Annotated in this window: 14 protein-coding genes; 10 read left to right on the top strand and 4 right to left on the bottom strand. The window is 75.1% G+C overall.

The window, feature by feature from the left end:
• Positions 1 to 98: 98 nt before the first annotated feature.
• Together nhaA and AB0D28_RS22975 are read right to left on the bottom strand one after the other, a co-directional pair.
• Positions 99 to 1400, bottom strand: a complete 1302-nt coding sequence (gene nhaA / locus AB0D28_RS22980; protein WP_357388785.1) for a Na+/H+ antiporter NhaA — start codon at positions 1398 to 1400, stop codon at positions 99 to 101.
• A 164-nt stretch (positions 1401 to 1564) separates the two neighbouring features.
• Positions 1565 to 3412, bottom strand: coding sequence for a nucleoside-diphosphate sugar epimerase/dehydratase (locus tag AB0D28_RS22975; protein WP_357388783.1), 1848 nt, complete (start codon positions 3410 to 3412; stop codon positions 1565 to 1567).
• 185 nt (positions 3413 to 3597) lie between these two features.
• Between AB0D28_RS22975 and AB0D28_RS22970 the strand changes: the two genes are divergently transcribed.
• Positions 3598 to 5046 carry a polysaccharide biosynthesis tyrosine autokinase gene (locus AB0D28_RS22970; protein WP_357388781.1) on the top strand — a complete coding sequence of 483 codons (1449 nt, stop codon included), beginning with the start codon at positions 3598 to 3600 and terminating at the stop codon, positions 5044 to 5046.
• Here the strand turns inward: AB0D28_RS22970 and AB0D28_RS22965 are convergent.
• Positions 5027 to 5608, bottom strand: coding sequence for a low molecular weight phosphatase family protein (locus AB0D28_RS22965; protein WP_357388779.1), 582 nt, complete (start codon positions 5606 to 5608; stop codon positions 5027 to 5029). The genes AB0D28_RS22970 and AB0D28_RS22965 overlap by 20 nt on opposite strands.
• Positions 5609 to 5731: 123 nt before the next feature.
• Here AB0D28_RS22965 and AB0D28_RS22960 point away from each other — a divergent pair, with 123 nt between their 5' ends.
• The 8 genes from AB0D28_RS22960 (at position 5732) to AB0D28_RS22925 (ending at position 14702) form a co-directional block, all read left to right on the top strand.
• Positions 5732 to 6973 carry a glycosyltransferase family 4 protein gene (locus tag AB0D28_RS22960; RefSeq protein WP_357388777.1) on the top strand — a complete coding sequence of 414 codons (1242 nt, stop codon included), beginning with the start codon at positions 5732 to 5734 and terminating at the stop codon, positions 6971 to 6973.
• A gap of 102 nt (positions 6974 to 7075) precedes the next feature.
• A complete protein-coding gene (locus AB0D28_RS22955) occupies positions 7076 to 8860 on the top strand; it encodes a DUF4012 domain-containing protein (RefSeq protein ID WP_357388775.1) in 1785 nt (594 codons plus the stop codon).
• A gap of 13 nt (positions 8861 to 8873) precedes the next feature.
• Entirely contained in the window at positions 8874 to 9494 is a 621-nt protein-coding gene (locus tag AB0D28_RS22950; protein WP_357388773.1) for a hypothetical protein, read from the top strand.
• 98 nt (positions 9495 to 9592) lie between these two features.
• Positions 9593 to 10009 carry a protein-tyrosine phosphatase family protein gene (locus AB0D28_RS22945; protein ID WP_357388771.1) on the top strand — a complete coding sequence of 139 codons (417 nt, stop codon included), beginning with the start codon at positions 9593 to 9595 and terminating at the stop codon, positions 10007 to 10009.
• Between the two features lie 100 nt (positions 10010 to 10109).
• Entirely contained in the window at positions 10110 to 11393 is a 1284-nt protein-coding gene (locus AB0D28_RS22940) for a serine hydrolase (protein WP_357388769.1), read from the top strand.
• Positions 11394 to 11442: 49 nt separating this feature from the next.
• On the top strand, positions 11443 to 12606 hold the full coding sequence (locus tag AB0D28_RS22935; protein WP_357388767.1) for a UDP-N-acetylglucosamine--LPS N-acetylglucosamine transferase: 1164 nt from the start codon (positions 11443 to 11445) through the stop codon (positions 12604 to 12606).
• Entirely contained in the window at positions 12603 to 13325 is a 723-nt protein-coding gene (locus AB0D28_RS22930) for a polysaccharide deacetylase family protein (RefSeq protein WP_357388765.1), read from the top strand. The genes AB0D28_RS22935 and AB0D28_RS22930 overlap by 4 nt, the downstream gene beginning before the upstream one ends.
• 96 nt (positions 13326 to 13421) lie before the next feature.
• Positions 13422 to 14702 carry a D-alanyl-D-alanine carboxypeptidase gene (locus AB0D28_RS22925; RefSeq protein WP_357388763.1) on the top strand — a complete coding sequence of 427 codons (1281 nt, stop codon included), beginning with the start codon at positions 13422 to 13424 and terminating at the stop codon, positions 14700 to 14702.
• A 15-nt stretch (positions 14703 to 14717) separates the two neighbouring features.
• On the opposite strand, the gene AB0D28_RS22920 is transcribed toward AB0D28_RS22925, so the two are convergent.
• On the bottom strand, positions 14718 to 15743 hold the full coding sequence (locus tag AB0D28_RS22920; protein WP_357388761.1) for a LacI family DNA-binding transcriptional regulator: 1026 nt from the start codon (positions 15741 to 15743) through the stop codon (positions 14718 to 14720).
• A gap of 198 nt (positions 15744 to 15941) precedes the next feature.
• Here AB0D28_RS22920 and AB0D28_RS22915 point away from each other — a divergent pair, with 198 nt between their 5' ends.
• Positions 15942 to 16907: an acetylxylan esterase gene (locus AB0D28_RS22915; protein WP_357388759.1), complete on the top strand. Its 966-nt coding sequence runs from the start codon at positions 15942 to 15944 to the stop codon at positions 16905 to 16907.
• Positions 16908 to 16952: the final 45 nt, after the last annotated feature.

Raw genomic sequence — 16952 nt, 5'->3', positions numbered from 1 at the left:
ACCTGCGCCATGTGGCTGATATTGGTGGCGGTCGCCGAGATCAACTGACCCCCGCGCCGCGGGCGCCGTTCCCGCTGCGGGAACGGCGGCCGGCGTCGTCAGGCCGGGCCCTGCTGGTAGACGTCCGGTACGCCGTCACCGTCGGCGTCCCGGCTCTCGCGCTCACTGATCCGCCGGTAGGCCCGGTTGCGGCGGACCAGCACCACCGAGGCCAGCAGGGCGGAGGTGAGCGAGCCGAGCAGCACCGCCACCTTGACGCCGTCCTCCTCCGGGCTGCCGGGGCCGAACGCCAGCTCGCCGATGAGCAGCGACACGGTGAAGCCGATGCCGGCCAGCAGCGCGAGCCCGGCCAGGTCGGCCCAGGTGATCTCCTCGTCCAGTTCGGCCCGGGTGAACCGGGCGAGCAGGTACGTCGACCCGAACACGCCGATCACCTTGCCGAGCACCAGCCCGGCGGCGACCGCGAGCACCACCGGGCTGGTGAGCACGCCGCCCACATCCACCCCGACCAGCGTCACCCCGGCGGCGAAGAAGGCGAAGACCGGTACGGCCAGGCCGGCGGAGACGGGCCGCCAGCGGTGCTCCAGCCGCTCGGCCAGCCCGGGTGCGCCGTCGCGCCCGCGCAGCACCGGCACGGTGAACCCGAGCAGCACGCCCGCCACTGTGGCGTGCACACCGGAGGCGTGCACCAGCGCCCAGGCGGTCACCGCGAGCGGGATCAGCGCCCACCACCAGGTTCGCCGCTTCTGCACGAGCAGCCCGAACGCGGCGATCGGCAGCAGCGCGGCGAGCAGCGGCAACGGGTGGAACGCGTCGGTGTAGAAGATCGCGATGATGGTGATCGCGAAGAGGTCGTCGACCACGGCGAGGGTGAGCAGGAAGGCGCGCAGCCCCTGCGGCAGGTGGGAGCTGACCACGGCGAGCACGGCGAGTGCGAAGGCGATGTCGGTGGCGGTGGGGATGGCCCAGCCGCGCAGGCCGGTGCCGCCGGCGCCGAGCGTCACCGCCAGGTAGATCAGCGCGGGCGCGACCATGCCGCCGAGCGCGGCGATCACCGGCAGCGCGGCCCGGCGGGGGTCACGCAGGTCACCGGCGACGAACTCGCGCTTGAGCTCCAGACCGACCACGAAGAAGAAGATCGCCAGCAGCCCGTCGGCGGCCCAGGTGCGCAGGTCGAGGTCCAGGTGCAGCCCGGCGCCGCCGGGCCAGGGCACCCAGTGGCTCAGTTCGGCGTACCCGGCCCGCCACGGCGAGTTGGCCCAGACCAGGGCGAGCACCGCGCCGAGCAGCAGCAGGCCGCCGCCGACCGTCTCGGTGCGCAGCACGTCGGCCAGGAAGCGGGCCTCCGGCCAGGAACGGCGGGACAGCAGGCGGGGGCGGTGCGGGGTGTGCTGGCGCATGCGGGATCCGTTCGGAAGCTGGGGTCGGCGGAGTCATCGCCGACCAGGCTTCCCGGCACACCGGGACCAACCCTATCGGGCGTCCGCCATCGCCGGCGAGCCGCTCTCCGGCCGATGGGACGCCGATCCCACCTCCTGGGTACGGCGTCCCGTCGGCCGCCGGGTCAGCGTTGCCCGGGCAGCGCCGGCAGGGACACCCCGGCCGGCTCGCAGAAGGCGGCCATCCGCTTGACCAGCTCCTCCGGGTCGGCGTACGGGTCCAGCCCGCGCACCTCGTCCGGGTCCAGCGCGGGCACCGCGACGTGGGAGATCAACGGGTGCAGCGGACGGCTGTCCACCTCGTCGGCGCCGAACAGGTGCTCGTGCAGCTTCTCGCCCGGGCGCAGGCCGGTGAAGACGATCTCCACCGGCCGGCCCGCCTCGGCGGCCAGCCGGCGTGCCACGTCGGCGATCCGGACCGGCTCGCCCATGTCGAGGACCAGCGCCTCGCCGCCCCGCCCGATCGTCGCGGCCTGGAGCACCAGGTGCACCGCCTCCTGCACGGTCATGAAGTAGCGCGTCACGTCGGGGTGGGTGACGGTGATCGGCACCCCCGCCCGGATCTGCGCCTGGAACGCGGTGAGCACCGAACCGCGGCTGCTCAGCACGTTGCCGAAGCGGACGCTCAGGTATCTGCCGTCGAGCCGCTGCGCGTGGTACGCGGTCAGCCGCTCGGTGATCCGTTTGGAGTAGCCGAGGACGCTCGTCGGGTTGGCCGCCTTGTCGGTGGAGATGTTCACGAACTCGGCGACGTCCCGGCACGCCTCCAGCACGTTCAGCGTACCCAGGATGTTGGTCTTGATCGCCTCGCCGGGGTGGCGCTGGAGAAGCGTGAGGTGCTTGAGCGCCGCGGCGTGGAACACCACGTCGGGCTGCCGGTCGGCGATCACCCGGGCGATGCCCTCGGCGTCGCGGATGTCGGCCAGGATCAGCTCCGGCCCGTCCAGCAGCGCGCGCCCGTGCAGGGACATCTGCAGGGCGTGCAGCGCGGACTCGTCCCGGTCGAGCATCATCAGCTCGTCGGGCTCGCAGCGGGCGATCTGGCGGCACAGCTCCGAGCCGATCGAGCCGCCCGCGCCGGTGACGAGCACCCGGCGTCCGGCCAGCCCGCCGCGCTCGACGCTCAGCTCGGCCACCCGGTGCGCGCGGCCCAGCAGGTCGGTGAGCTGGAGGTCGCGGACGTCGGTGGCGGCCACCGGACGGTCGAGCACCTCGCGTACCGGCGGCAGGACCTTGAACGCCGCGCCGGCCTCCAGCGTGCGGGTGCGTACGTCGCGCAGCAGCTGCGGGTCGGAGCCGCTCATCGAGAAGATGACAGTGCTCGCCCGGGTGGCCCGGACGGCGGCGGCGATCTGCTCCCGGCCGCCGAGCACGCGCAGGCGCTCCAGCCGCAGGCCGCGGCTGTCGGGCGCGTCGTCGAGCAGGCCCACCGGCCGGTAGCTGCTGTCCGGGTCGTGCAGCAGCGTCCGGACCAGCCGTTCGCTGGCCGCGTCCACCCCGTAGACCAGGCAGCGTTCGGCGTGCTGGGCGGCGGGCTGATGGCGGTCGGCGTAGGCCCGCCAGAGGCCGCGGGCGGTGGCCATCGCCACCAGGGCGACGGTGCCGCCGACGAGCGGCGTGCTCGCCGGGACCGGCCGCTGCGCCCACGGCAGCACGGCGGCGAGGCCGACGGCGGCGACCAGCGCAACGGTGACGGCCAGCCCTTGGGCGTCCCCGGAGCTGCCGATCGGGTAGCGGCCGTAGAGCCGGGACCGCAGCAGCGTGAGCGCGGCGTACAGCGCGGCGCAGGCCAGTGCCAGGCCGAGCGTACGGGCGCTGGCGGCGGCGGTGAGGTCGAACTCGTACCGCGTCCAGGCCGCGCCGAGAAAACCTCCGCACCACGCGGCCGTGTCCAGCGTTAACAGGGAAAGGGTGGCGGCGCGGTGGGTGATCCGGCCGGGGGGTTGAACGGCTGTGATCGCGTCACGATCCATGGGCTGCCCTCTGTGTCCTATCCGTATTGAAAGGATTAGACCGTCTGTGCCTGTTCGGTCATTTACTGTCGTCCAGTCACGTAACGTCGTGAATAGGCGATTCGATCCTGGCACGGCGACTGGGGTTTTTAGGGGGCTTTCGTGCAGTTTCATCGGCAGACCGGCGTGTCGCGAGGGGGAGCGTGATGGACGTTCTCGGCTACCTGCGCCTGGTCCGACGCCACTGGTGGATCGTGCTGGTGACGGTGATGCTCGGCCTGGGCACCGCCGCGCTGGTGACGGTCCGGACGGCGCCTCGGTACGAGGCCTCGGTGACGTTCTTCGTCACCACGCCCAGCCAGGGGGTCACCGACGCCTACCAGGGCAGCCTCTTCCTCCAGCAGCGGGTGAAGTCCTACGGTGACCTGCTCACCAGCGACCGGCTGGCGCAGAGCGTGGTGGCCGACGCGCCGCTCGGCCTCACCGCCGACCAGGTGCGCAGCCGGATCCACACCACCGCCACGACCGGCACGGTCCTGCTCAAGGCGACGATCACCGACACCGACCAGACCCGGGCGCTGAAGACCACCGAGATGCTCGCGACGAAGTTCACCGAGCTGGTACGCAAGGTCGAGACGCCGCCGGACGGCAAGTCCCCGCCGATCAAGATCGAGGTGGTCAGCGGTCCCCGGGTCACCTCCAACCCGGTCTCGCCGCAGCCCACCCGCAACCTGGTCCTGGGCGGCCTGCTCGGCCTGCTCGCCGGCGTCGGGCTGGCCGTGCTGCGCGGCGTGGCCGACGTCCGGATGCGCGACGGCGCCGGGCTGCAACGGGTGACCGGCAGTCCGCTGCTCGGCGAGATCCCCTACGAGACCGGCGCGCGCTCGGCGCCGCTGATCGTGGGCGACGCGGCCACCTCGGCCCGGGCCGAGGCGGTCCGCAAGCTGCGCACCAACCTGCGCTTCGTGGACGTGCACGAGCCGGCCCGGGTCATCGCGGTCACCAGCGCGCTGCAGGGCGAGGGCAAGACCACGATGGCCTGCAACACCGCCATCGCGCTGGCCGAGGCGGGCTGGCGGGTGCTGCTGATCGACGCCGACCTGCGCCGCCCCAAGGTCGCCGACTACCTCGGGCTCGACGGCGGCGTCGGCCTCACCGACGTGCTGGTCGGCGACGTCCAGGTCGGTGACGTGGTGCAGCGCTGGGGCGAGAAGTCCCTGCTGGTGCTGCCCAGCGGCGCCACCCCGCCCAACCCGAGCGAGCTGCTCGGCTCGAAGTCCATGGCGGACCTGCTGGTGGCGCTGCGGGACTCGGCGGACATCGTGGTCCTCGACACCGCGCCGCTGCTCGCGGTCACCGACGGCGTGGTGGTGGCCGTGCAGGCCGACGGCGCGCTCCTGGTCACCCAGCAGGGGCGTACCTCCCGCAGCCAGGTCGCGGCGGCGGCGCAAGCGCTCAGCTCGGTCTCGGTGCGCCTGCTCGGCTGCGTGCTGAACATGGCCAAGGTGGCCAAGTCGGACGCCTACCAGTACGAGGCGTACAAGGTGGTCGTGCCGCCCGCGGCGCCCTCCGTGCCGGCCGACCGGGCCGGAACGCGGCGGGGCGCGAAGGCCGCGGGCGACCGGACGCAGGAACTCACCCGGCTGTCGCGATGAGTGCGAGTACGGGCCGGATCGACCGCTCGATCTCCTCGGCACAACGCCGGAAGTCGGCGGGCGAACCGCCGATCGGATCGCGCAGGTCCTCCGCGTCGGGGGCGGCGGGTTGCAGCCGCCCCCGGGCGCGGACCGCGGCCGACACCGCCGCTCGCAACGGCGTGCCCGCATCCGCCTCCGCCTCGGCGGGGCGGGCCTCGGCCGCCAGCCGGGCGAACTGCCGCAGCGTGAACGTCCGGGTCAGCGCGGCCGGTGCCAGCGAGGTGCAGGCCGAGCGTTGCCGGCGGGTCGCGGTCAGCACCAGCGCCGCCCCGGTCAGGTGCTCCGGGCGCAGCCGGCGGGTCCGGAAGGCCGCCGGGTCCGCGCCGGTGGCCGCGGTCACCTCGACCGCGTATGGGTGCATGGCCGCCCCGTCGATCGCGTCGGTCCCCGCGCTGGTCACCGCCAACGGCAGGCCGGCCAGCATGCGGCGGGCGATGAACTCCGCCATCGGTGACCGGCACATGTTCGCGTGGCAGACGAAGAGCACCTCGTCGACCATCTGCACCCCTCTCGTCGGCACGGTCGCGACGGAGGGTGCCGCGACGGCGTTCTTCCGGCGGTCGCGGCCGGACGCAGAGGGGATGCGGGAATCGTACGCGGTGCGGCGCCCGGCCGTCCGGAAAGCCGCGCCGGGAGCGTCGTCATGAGGGTCGGCATCCTCACCTACCACTTCCCGCCCGAGCCGGCGTTCGTCCCGGGCAGCCTGGCCGAGGAGCTGGTGGCCCGGGGCCACGAGGTGCGGGTGCTCACCGGTTTCCCGGACTACCCCGGCGGCCACGTCTATCCCGGCTGGCGGCAGCGCTGGCGGCACCAGACGCACAGCGAGCGGCTGACCGTGCGCCGGGTTCCCCGGTACGCCGCGGGCGACGGTTCCGCCCGTGCCCGCACCACGAGCTGGCTGTCCTTCGCCGGCAGTGCCGCGCTCGCCGGCCGGGGACTGCTGCGCGACGTCGACGTGCTCTACGTCTACGGCCACCCGGCGGTCACGTTCGCCGCCACCGGGCTGCGGCGGCTGCTCGGCCGCACGCCGACAGTGCTGCACGTGCAGGACGTGTGGACCGAGCGGGACGGGCGCGCCGAGCGGGACAGCGGGCGGCCGGCGCGGCTGGAGGCCGCGACCCGTCGCCTCTACCGGGAGGCGGCGGTGGTGGCTGTCGGGTCGCCGTCCATGGCGGATCTCGTCCGTGCCGGCGGGGCCGACCCGGGCCGGGTGCGCACGGCGCCGAACTGGACCGACGAGCGCATCTTCCGGCCCACCCAGGCCGGACCGGCGGTGCGGCGGCTGGTCCGCCGGGACGACCGCTGCGTGGTGATGCACGCCGGCACGATCGGCGTCCGCCAGGATCTGGAGACGGCGGTCCGCGCGGCGGCGGCGCTCGGCGACCGGATGGACCTGGTGCTCGTGGGATCGGGCCCGCAGGAGCGGCAGGTCCGGGGGCTCGCCGCCGACCTCGGCGCGGACAACGTCCGGTTCCTGGAACGACGGTCCGCCGTGGACATGCCGCAGCTCTACGCCGCCGCCGACTACCAGCTCGTGGCCCAGCGCGACCTGCCGGAGCTGCGTGGCCGGGTGCCCGACAAGCTCCAGGCCGCGCTGTCCTGCGCCGCGCCGGTGATCGCCTCCGCGGCGGGGGAGACGGCGGAGGTGGTGGAGCGGGCCCGCGCCGGCCTGTCCTGCCCGCCGGAGGACTGGGCGGCGCTGGCCGACCGCTTCTGGCTGGCCGCCGCCATCCCGCCGGCCGCCCGGATCGACATGGGCCGGCGGGGCCGCGACGCGTACCTGCGGGACATGTCGATGCGGGCCGGTGTGGACCGGATCGAGGCGCTGCTGCACGAGGCGGCCGAGCGCACGCCGAACCGAACAAAACTCGCACACAGCAGCTAATTCATCAGAGCGTCGAATAACGCCTCGAACAGGCACTTTCTCGTGCTAAAAAGCACTCGATCGCGAATTCTGTCCGATTCGACCGACACGTAGGGGGAATCCGTGACCGGACCTGGTGCCACGCCCGTCCGGCGGCGCCGCTCGCGCCGGCGCCGGCGCGCCCGGGTCCGCCGGATCCTGCTGACCGGGCTCGTAGTCGTGTCGGTGCTGCTCAGCGCCGGCGGCTGGGTCGTGTTCCGGGGCTGGCAGGCCCGCGCCCACCTGGTCAACGCCGCCGGACTGGCCCGGGAGCTCAGCGCCCAGGTGCTCGACGGCGACGTGGCCCGGGCCCAGCGCACGCTCGCCGCGTTGCAGGAGCAGGCCGCCGCCGCGCGTGGCGAAACCGGGGATCCGGTGTGGTGGGTCGGCCAGCAGACCCCGTACGCGGGGGACAACCTGGCCGCCGTACGGCAGATCTCGGTGGCGGTGGACGACCTGGCCCGGCTCGCGTTCCCCACGCTGCTGCGCGTCGACCTCGCCTCGCTGGTGCCGAAGCAGGGCAAGCTGGACCTGGCCCGCCTGCGCGCCGTCTCGGCCGAGGTCTCCGCCGCCGACCAGGCGGTGCGCACGACTGCCGACCGGCTGCGGAAGGTGCCCACCGGCGACCTCGTGACGCAGGTAGGCGACGCGGTCACCGCGCTGCGCGCGGAGCTGGACCAGCTCGGCGAGCTGACCTCGGCGGCTGATCGCGGCGCGCGGCTGCTGCCGCCACTGCTCGGCGCGGACGGACCGCGCAGCTATCTGCTGGTCTCGCAGAACCCGGCCGAGCTGCGCGCCACGGGCGGCATGTTCGGCGCGTACGCAGTCCTGCGCGCCGAGGGTGGACGGATCCGCCTCGTGAAGCAGGGCAGTTCGTCCGACCTGCGGTTCTTCGACCCGCCACTCAAGGTCGACGCGGAGGCGAAGCGGCTCTGGGGCGATCTGCCGGGCATCTATCCGGCGGACGTGAACCTCAACCCGGACTTCCCGGCCGCCGCCGCGCTCTACCGGGACATGGTGCGCCGCCGGACCGGCACGACTGTGGACGGTGTGCTGGCGGTGGACCCGGTGGTCCTGTCCTACCTGCTCGGCGTCTTGGGCCCGGTCAACGTGCCGGACGGGCCGGCACTCGCCCCCGCCACCGCCGTCCGCACGCTCCTCAGTGACTCGTACCGGGACCTGGGCACGAAGGACCAGGACGAGTACTTCACCAAGGCGGCCTCGGGTGTCTTCGACACCCTGTTCACCAAGACGATCGACCCGCGTGCGCTTTTGACCGTTTTTATCCGTTCAATCAACGAACGTCGGATATTGTTCTGGAGTGTCCGATCTGAGGAACAGCGCGCACTGGCCGGCAGCCGGCTGGCCGGTCAACTTCCGGAGAAGGACACCGTGCCGACTGTCGGCGTGTTCCTCAACGACGGCAGCGGCGCGAAGCTCGGTTACTACCTCAGGTTCTCGGCCACCGTGACGGTCGGCGAATGCCAGCCGGACGGGCGCCGCGAACTGAAGCTGCGGGTGACGGTGCACTCCACCGCCCCGAAGTCGGGCCTGACCGAGTCGGTCACCGGGCTGGCCCTGGCCGGCGACAAGTACACCGCACGCACGTTCGTCTCCGTCCACACGCCCACCGGCGGCGCCGTCCTCACCGGACGGCTGGACGGGCGGGACACCGCGATGGGCAGCGGCACCGACGGCCGCCGCCAGGTGGCGGTGGCGAACGTGGAGGCACGCCCGGGGCAGACCAGGACGCTCGACGTCACGGTGCTCACCGGCCAGACCGGCGCCGGGACGGCCGAGCTGGTGCACACGCCCACCGTCACCCCATGGACCACCCAAGTAGTCAACGCACCAAGCTGTGAACAGTAGGAGGGAAACCATCATGCGGCTATCCCGCATCATCATGGCGCTCACGGTGGGCCTGGCCGTAGCGGCCGTGCCGACCGCGGCCGGGGCGGCGCAGCCGCAGCCTCCGGTCTACCCGCCGGAAGTCGCCTCGCTGACCGTGTCGCCGCTGGCCGCCTGCCTCGGCGAGAAGTTCACCCTGCAGGGTTCGAACTTCGCGCCGAATGAGACGGTTCGCATCGACGTGGCGATCTCGGGCCTGCCCGTGGCCGCCCCGGCCGAGGGCACCGCGCGACGCAGCGACGGCAGCACGGTGGCGATGGCGCCCGTCGCCTACACGCCCAACCGCGCCCAGCCGCAGCCCGCGCCGACCACGTTCACCGTGACGGCCGACGCCAGCGGCAACTTCACCGTCACCTACCGGCCGACCCAGCCGGGTCGGTACACGTTCACCGCCACCGGTCTGACGTCCGGCCGGATCGCCAGCGCCACCGGCACCGTCTGTCCGCCAAAGCCGACCCGGCCGCCGCACAAGGGCGGCCTGCCGGTCACCGGTGACAGCATCGGCACGCCGCTGAAGCTCGGTGGTGGCCTGGCCGCCGCCGGTGCGGTGCTGCTGCTGGCCTCGATGGCCTGGCGTCGCCGTCGCCTCGGCTGATCCGAGGCGCGCCGGGGACGACCCGGCTCGATCGTGAGTGCCCGCCGGACCTCGTCCGGCGGGCACTCACGTGTCCGGGCGACACGACACAATGAGCCATGGACGCGACACCGTGGACCGACCAGGCCGGCCTGCTCACGCTGCCCGGGGGCGCCACCGTACGCGGGCGCCGGGTCGCCGAGCCCGGTTCGCCCGCCGACTTCGCCCTGCTGCTGGCGCCCGGTCCCGAGCCGGAGTGGCCGGTCCGGCGGGTCCGCTGGCCCGACTTCTGGATCCCGGCCGACCGCGCCGACGCCCTCGACGCGCTGCGCGAGGCGTGGCGGCGCGCGTACGCGGGCGAACGGGTCGAGGTGGCCTGTCACGGCGGCATCGGGCGGACCGGCACCGCGCTCGCCGCGTTGGCCGTGCTGGACGGGCTGCCGCCCGCGCGGGCGGTGGCCTGGGTCCGGTCCCACTATCACCGGCGCGCGGTGGAGACGCCGTGGCAGCGGTGGTGGCTGCGCGGCGTGCGCTGACACCCGGCCGGTCACCCACCGGCAGCGCCCGATCGGCGCGGCGTCACGACACCGGTGAGGCGTCCGGACCTGATCATCCGGCTCGGTAGGGTGCCTTCTCATGAGAGCCCGGGCCCTGGCCGTCGCCACCGCCGTCACCCTGCTCACCACCGGGGCACCCGCCCCGGCCGCCGCCGCCCCGGCCACCACACCCGCCGCCCCGGCCGCCGCGCCCGCACCCGCGGCGCCCTGCCCGCGCCTGCCCGCGCCGAAGGTCAGCCGGCCGCCCCGCCCGACAACGCCGGCCACGACACCCGAACAGGCGGCGGTGGGCGGCGAGGCGCTGGCCGGCACCGGCCTCGTCGTGCCACCCGGCAGCCCTGCACCCCCGGCGGTCACCGCGACCACCTGGCTCGTGGCCGACCTGGACACCGGCGCGGTCCTCGGCGCGTGCGGCGCACACGTTCCCGGCACCCCGGCGAGCACCCAGAAACTGCTGCTGGCCGCCACCATGCTGAGCCGGCTGGACCCGAAGCAGGTGGCCGTGGCGACCCGGGACGACCTGGACATCGAGCCGGGCAGCTCGGCCGTCGGCCTGCTCGTCGGCGGCCGCTACAGCGTGGCGACGCTGTGGCTGGGCCTGCTGCTCCAGTCCGGCAACGACGCCGCGAACATGCTGGCCCGCCTCGGCGCGGGCAGCGCGCAGGCCGGCGTCGCCGAGATGAACGCCGAAGCCCGCCGGCTCGGCGCCGGGCAGACGCACGCGGTCACCCCGTCCGGCCTGGACGGTCCCGGCCAGTTCACCACCGCGTACGACCTGGCGCTCATCGCGCGTGCCTGCTTCGCCGACGCCGCGTTCCGCCGGTACGCGCTCACCGAGCGCACGCAGATCCCGGCCCAGCCCGCGCTGAAGAAGGGCGGGTTCCAGATCCAGAACGAGAACCAGCTCGTCTACCGCTATCCCGGCGCGCTCGGCGGCAAGACCGGCTTCACCGAGCTGGCCCGGCACAGCTACGTCGGCGCCGCGCAGCGCGACGGTCGCCGCCTCGTGGTGACGCTGCTCGGGGCCGAGGCCCGCCCGGTACGCGGCTGGCAGCAGGGCGCCCAACTGCTCGACTGGGGCTTCCGGCTGCCCCGGGACGCCTCGGTCGGCCGCCTGGTCGAACCGGGCGAACCGGCCGCCGAGGCGCCGCGACCCGGGCCGGCGCCGGCCGCCGAGCCCACCCGTACCCCCGGCGAGCCCTGGCGCGGGCCGGGCGGTACGGCGCTGCGCCGCATCGGCGACGGGGACTGGCGGGTGATCGTGCCGGCCGCCGGCCTGCTGGCGCTGGCGGTCGGCGGGGTGGTGGCGGCGCTCACCGCCCGCCGCGCCCGGGCCCGCCGACGCGGGCGCCGCCGCGCCTGACCCGGCCACCGGGCCGCGTGGACACCGATTCCGCGGGTATGCGCCCGGCATGGAGCACCCGGGCCGGATCGTGGTGGTCTCGGCGGACATCGGTGCCGGACACGACCGGGCCGCCGACGAACTGGCGCACCGGCTGCGTGCGCGGGGTTTCGCGGTGGACCGGCTGAACCTCCTGCACCTGCTGCCCCGCCCGGCGCACCGGGCGGTACGCGAGACGTACCGCAGGGTGCTGCACCGGCTTCCCTGGGGTTACCACGCGCTGTTCCGGCTCACCGGCAGCTCGCGGACCGCCGTGCGCGGGATCCGCGCGCTGCTGCGGCCGTTCCGCCACCGCCTGCGCCGCCGCATTCCCCCCGACACGCGGGCCGTGGTCACCACCTATCCGTTCGCCAACCAGCTCCTCGGGCCGCTGCGGTGCCGTGGGCGGCTCCGTGTCCCTCTGATCACCTATGTGACTGATTTCGTGGTGCACCCGACCTGGCTCGCGCCGGGCGTGGACGTGTACTGCGCGGTCCGCCACGCCGAGACGCACGAGAACTGCGCCGCCGACGTCACACGGGTCCAGCCGCTGGTGTCCCGCGCCTTCGCCCGGCCCGGCCCGGAGGACCGGCGGCGGGCCCGGCAGCGGTTCGGCCTCCCGGCCGACGAGGTGCTCGCGCTCGTCGTCGCGGGCGCCTGGGGGGCCGGCGAGGTGGCGGCCACGGTGGCCGAGGTCGCCGCGGCGGGCGTGCGGCCGGTGGTGGTGTGCGGGCACAACGCGGCGCTGCGCCACCGGCTGCGCGGCGCCGGCCGGTACGTGCTGGGCTGGGTGGACGACATGCCGGCGCTGATGCGCGCCGTCGACGTCCTGGTGGAGAACGCGGGCGGACTGACCTGCCAGGAGGCGCTGGCGGCCGGGCTGCCGGTGGTCACGTACCGGCCCATCGCCGGGCACGGACGCGCGAACGCGGCGATCCTGGCCCGCGCCGGCCTGAGCCGGTGGGCCGGCACACCGCAGCAGCTCGGGCCGGTGCTCGCGGCGGTGATCGGGACCGGACCGGTGGCCCCGCCCCGTGACGACGTGTCCGAGGACCCGGCCGGACTGGTCGCCGAGGCGGCCCGCCGGGCGCCGCCCGCCGGCCCGGCCGGTACGCGCCGCCCGCTGCTCGATCCGGTCGGCGACGCGGTGGCCGTCCTCGCCGCGCTGCTGCAGTCCACCGGGGGCCTGCGTTGAGACCGGCCACCCTCGCCCGGGCCGCCGCGCTGGCGCTGCCGGCGTTGCAGGCGGCACCGGCGGTGACGGCGCTGCCCGCCGTGCGGCGGCGGCTGCTGCCCGGGCTGCACGGGCTCGGGGCGCCCGGCCGGGTCGCGCTGACCTTCGACGACGGCCCGGATCCGGAATCCACCGGCCACGTCCTGGACGTGCTGGCGGCGCACCGGGTCCGTGCCACGTTCTTCGTGCTCGGCGCGATGCTGCGCCGCCATCCGGCGCTGGGCCGCCGGGTCGCCGGCGACGGCCACGAGATCGCCGTGCACGGCTGGACGCACGACAACCTGCTGCTGCGCGGCCCCGCCCGCACCGTCAGCGACCTGACCCGTGCGTACGCCCTGGTCGCCGACGTGACCGGCCGTGCCCCCCGGTTCCTGCGACCGCCGTACGGCGTGCTCACCACCGCCGCGCTCGTGGCCGCCCGGCGGCTGCGCCTGCGGCCGGTGCTGTGGAGCTGCTGGGGCCGGGACTGGACAGCCACCGCCACCGCCGACACCGTCGCGGACACCGTCCTGGCCGGGCTGGACGAGGGCGGCACGATCCTGCTGCACGACTCCTCCCGCACGGCCGCGCCGGGCGCCTGGCGGGCCGGTCTGGCCGCCCTTCCGCGCGTGCTCGCCGAGTGCCGCCGCCGGGGCTGGCACGTCGGCCCGCTGGCCGGCCACGGGCTCCGCGCGCGCTGATCGTCGAGCGGGCGAGCCTACCCGGTGGCGACAGTGCCGGGACCCGAATCCCCGAGCCGGTGACCCGTTCGGGTCGGCGTGGCTAGCGTGCGGGTCATGAGGACCTGGGGATCCTTCGTGGCGCTGGCCGCCGCCCTGCTGCTGCCGGCGTCGGCGACGCCCGCGGTGGCCGCCGTCCGCACGCCGGTACGCCGGCTGCCGTCCGCGCCGCCCTGCCCGAACGTGCCGGCCCCGGCGACCCGGCCGCCGCAGCCGCCGCCGGCGCCCGACCCGGCCGCGCGGGCCGTCGGCGGCCCCGCGCTGGACACCGCCGGGCTGGTCGTCCCGCCCGCGTCGACCGCGCCGCCGGCGGTGATCGCCACCTCCTGGGTGGTCGCCGACCTGGACAGCGGCGCGGTGCTCGGCGGCTGCGGCCCGCACGAGTACGGGGTGCCCGCGAGCGTGCAGAAGCTGCTGCTGGCCGCCACGATGCTGCCCCGGCTGGACCCGAACCGGGAGGTGACGGTGACCGCCGGGGACCTGGCCGTCGAGCCGGGCAGCTCGACTGTCGGGCTGGTCGAGGGCGGACGCTACCGGATCGAGACGATCTGGCTCGGCCTGCTGCTGCGCTCCGGCAACGAGGCGGCGAACGCGCTGGCCCGCCTCGGGGGCGGCCCGGACGGGCCGGCCGGCGGGATCCGGGCGATGAACGAGGAGGCGCACCGGCTCGGTGCCCGGCAGACGCACGCGGTCACCCCGTCCGGGCTGGACGGGCCGGGGCAGTTCACCAGCGCGTACGACCTGGCGCTCATCGCGCGGGCGTGCTTCGCCGACCCGGCGTTCCGGCGCTACGACACCACCCGGTCGGCGCAGATCCCGGCCCAGCCGGCGCAGCGGGCGAAGGGGTTCGCCATCTCCAACGACAACATGCTGCTGGACCACTATCCGGGCGCCCTCGGGGGCAAGACCGGCTTCACCGACCTGGCCCGGCACACGTACGTCGGCGCGGCCGAGCGCGGCGGGCGGCGCCTCGTGGTGACGCTGCTCGGCGCCGAGGTGACCACCCAGCGCGGCTGGCAGCAGGGCGCGGCGCTGCTGGACTGGGGTTTCGCGCAGCCGCGTGACGCGTCGGTCGGACGGCTGGTCGAGCCGGGGGAGCTGGACCGGTCCGCGCCACCGGCGGGCGGGGCGGCCTCGGCCCTGGCCGGGCACGCCGGCCTGCGCGGCGGCGGGGCGGCACCCGGACCACGGCCCGGCACGGGTGTGACGGTGGCGGTGGGCGCGGTGCTGACGGCCGGGGGAGCGCTGCTGCTGGCCCGGCGTCGCCGCAACGCCGCCGCCGTCGCCATGTCGACCGGGACGCCGCTGCGGGAGCCGGAAATTCCGGAACAGGAGTGAAAGCGGCGGCCCGGATCAGCGGCAGGCGGGCCCGGCGGTGCTGTCCCGCACCACGAGTTCGGTGGCCAGCTCGACCCGGGGCGAGTCGATCTCCTCGCCCTGGGCCAGCCGCAGCACCGTGCGGGCGGCGAGCCGGCCCATCTCCACCAGCGGCTGGCGCACTGTGGTCAGCGGCGGTGAGGCCCACCGCGCCTCGGGCAGGTCGTCGAAGCCCACCACGCTCACGTCGTCGCAGACCCGCAGCCCGCGGCGGCGTACCGCCTCGTACACCCCGAAGGCCATCTGGTCGCTGGCGGCGAAGATGGCGGTGGGCGGGTCGTCGAGGTCGAGCAGCGCGCCACCGGCGGTGAACCCGGAGGCGTGGTAGAAGTCGCCGGGCTGCACCAGCCGGTCGTCGGCGGTGACCCCGGCGGCGGCCAGGGCGGCCCGGTAGCCGTCCAGCCGGGCCCGGCTGCACAGCAGGTGCGGCGGGCCGGCCACGAAACCGATCCGGCGGTGGCCGAGCTTGAGCAGGTGCTCGGTGGCGGCCAGGCCGCCGGTCCAGTTGGTGGCGCCGATCGCCGGCACGTCGGTGGCGGCCACGCCGGCGGCCGGGTCGACCACCACCACCGGCACGTTGAGGCGCCGCAGCTGGGCCTGCACGGCGGGGCTCAGGTGCGAGGTCACCACGATCACGCCGTCGGACGCGCGGGCGCGCAGGTTGTGCAGCCACTGCCGGGTGGAGCTGGACTCGCGGTGGATCGCCGAGACGACGGTGCCCACCCCGGCGGCGTGGCTGACGTCCTCCACGCCGCGGATGATCTCCACGGCCCACGGGCTGTCCAGGTCGTTGAAGACCAGGTCGACCAGGTCCGCCCGGCGCACCGTACGGCTGCCGCGACGCCGGTAGCCGTGGTGGCGCAGCAGCTCCTCGACCCGCTCCCGGGTGTCCGGCGCGACGTCGGAACGCCCGTTGAGCACCCGCGACACGGTCGGCACCGAGACGCCGGCCTCCCGTGCGATAGCGGTGATGGTCACCCTGCGCTCGTCGTCCGCGCTCACCCGTGTTCCCTTCGCCGGCTGCCGGAACCGACCGGTAGACCGTCCCGCCCCACGCACATCTTGCCGTACGGCGAGGGCTTGACGACAGGCCGGACCGGCCCTAGCGTTCGCACGAGTTGCGGAAACGTTCCGGAAACGCGCCAGTCATCTTCCGCCGGCTCGCCGTCCACCCCCGACGAACGACGAGGAATCCGAGGCGTGTTCACCGACCTGGCCGAGGCCGAACTCCGCGCCCATCGCAGCGACCTGCGCGAGCCGCCGGACTTCGACGCCTTCTGGGCTGACACTCTCGCACAGGCGCGCTCCTGCGGCGACCCCGTGTCGGCGACCCCGATGCCCACGCCGCTGGCCGGGATCGACGTGTTCGACGTGACCTTCCCCGGCTTCGCCGGCCAGCCGATCCGCGCCTGGCTGCGGGTGCCGCGCGGCGCGACGCAGCCGCTGCCCACGATCGTGCAGTACGTCGGGTACGGCGGCGGCCGCGGCCACGCGCTGGAGAACCTGCTCTGGTCCGCCGCCGGCTTCGCCCACCTCCAGATGGACACGCGCGGCCAGGGCTCGGGGTGGAGCCGGGGCGACACGCCCGACGTCGCCGCCGCCGGACCGCAGGCGCCGGGCATGGCCACCCGGGGGATCGAGGACCCGAACCGGTACTACTACCGGCGCTTCCTCACCGACGCGGTCCGCGCCGTGGACGCCGCGTGCGAACTGCCCGCCGTCGACCCGGACCGGATCGCGGTCCTCGGGCACAGCCAGGGTGGCGCCGCCGCCCTCGCCGCCGCCGCGCTGGCGCCCCGGGTGCGGGCGGCTGTCGCGCTCGTGCCGTTCCTCTGCGACATCCCGCGCGCGATCACCATCACCGACGCCGCGCCGTACCGGGAGATCCGCGACTACCTGGCCGTGCACCGCGACCGCGAGGAGCAGGCGCTGCGCACGCTCGGCTACGTCGACGGCGTCGCGTTCGCCCGCCGCGCGGGCGTGCCGGCCCGCTTCTCCGTCGCGCTCATGGACGAGATCACGCCGCCGTCCACCGTCTACGCCGCCTACCACGCCTACCGGGGCGACAAGGACCTGACGGTGTGGCGGTTCAACGGCCACGAGGCGGGCGGCATCGACGACGACGCCGCCGCCGTCGACTTCCTGCGTACCGTGCTGGGCGGCTGACCACCGGTTCCGCCGATGCCGGCCCGCCGGGGCTGGTAGACACGG

The organism is Micromonospora sp. NPDC048169 (assembly GCF_040652815.1).
In the GTDB taxonomy this organism is placed as follows: Bacteria; Actinomycetota; Actinomycetes; order Mycobacteriales; family Micromonosporaceae; genus Micromonospora.
The sequence above is the reverse complement of the archived record's forward strand: the minus strand, read 5'-3'. Positions and strand labels throughout refer to the sequence as shown.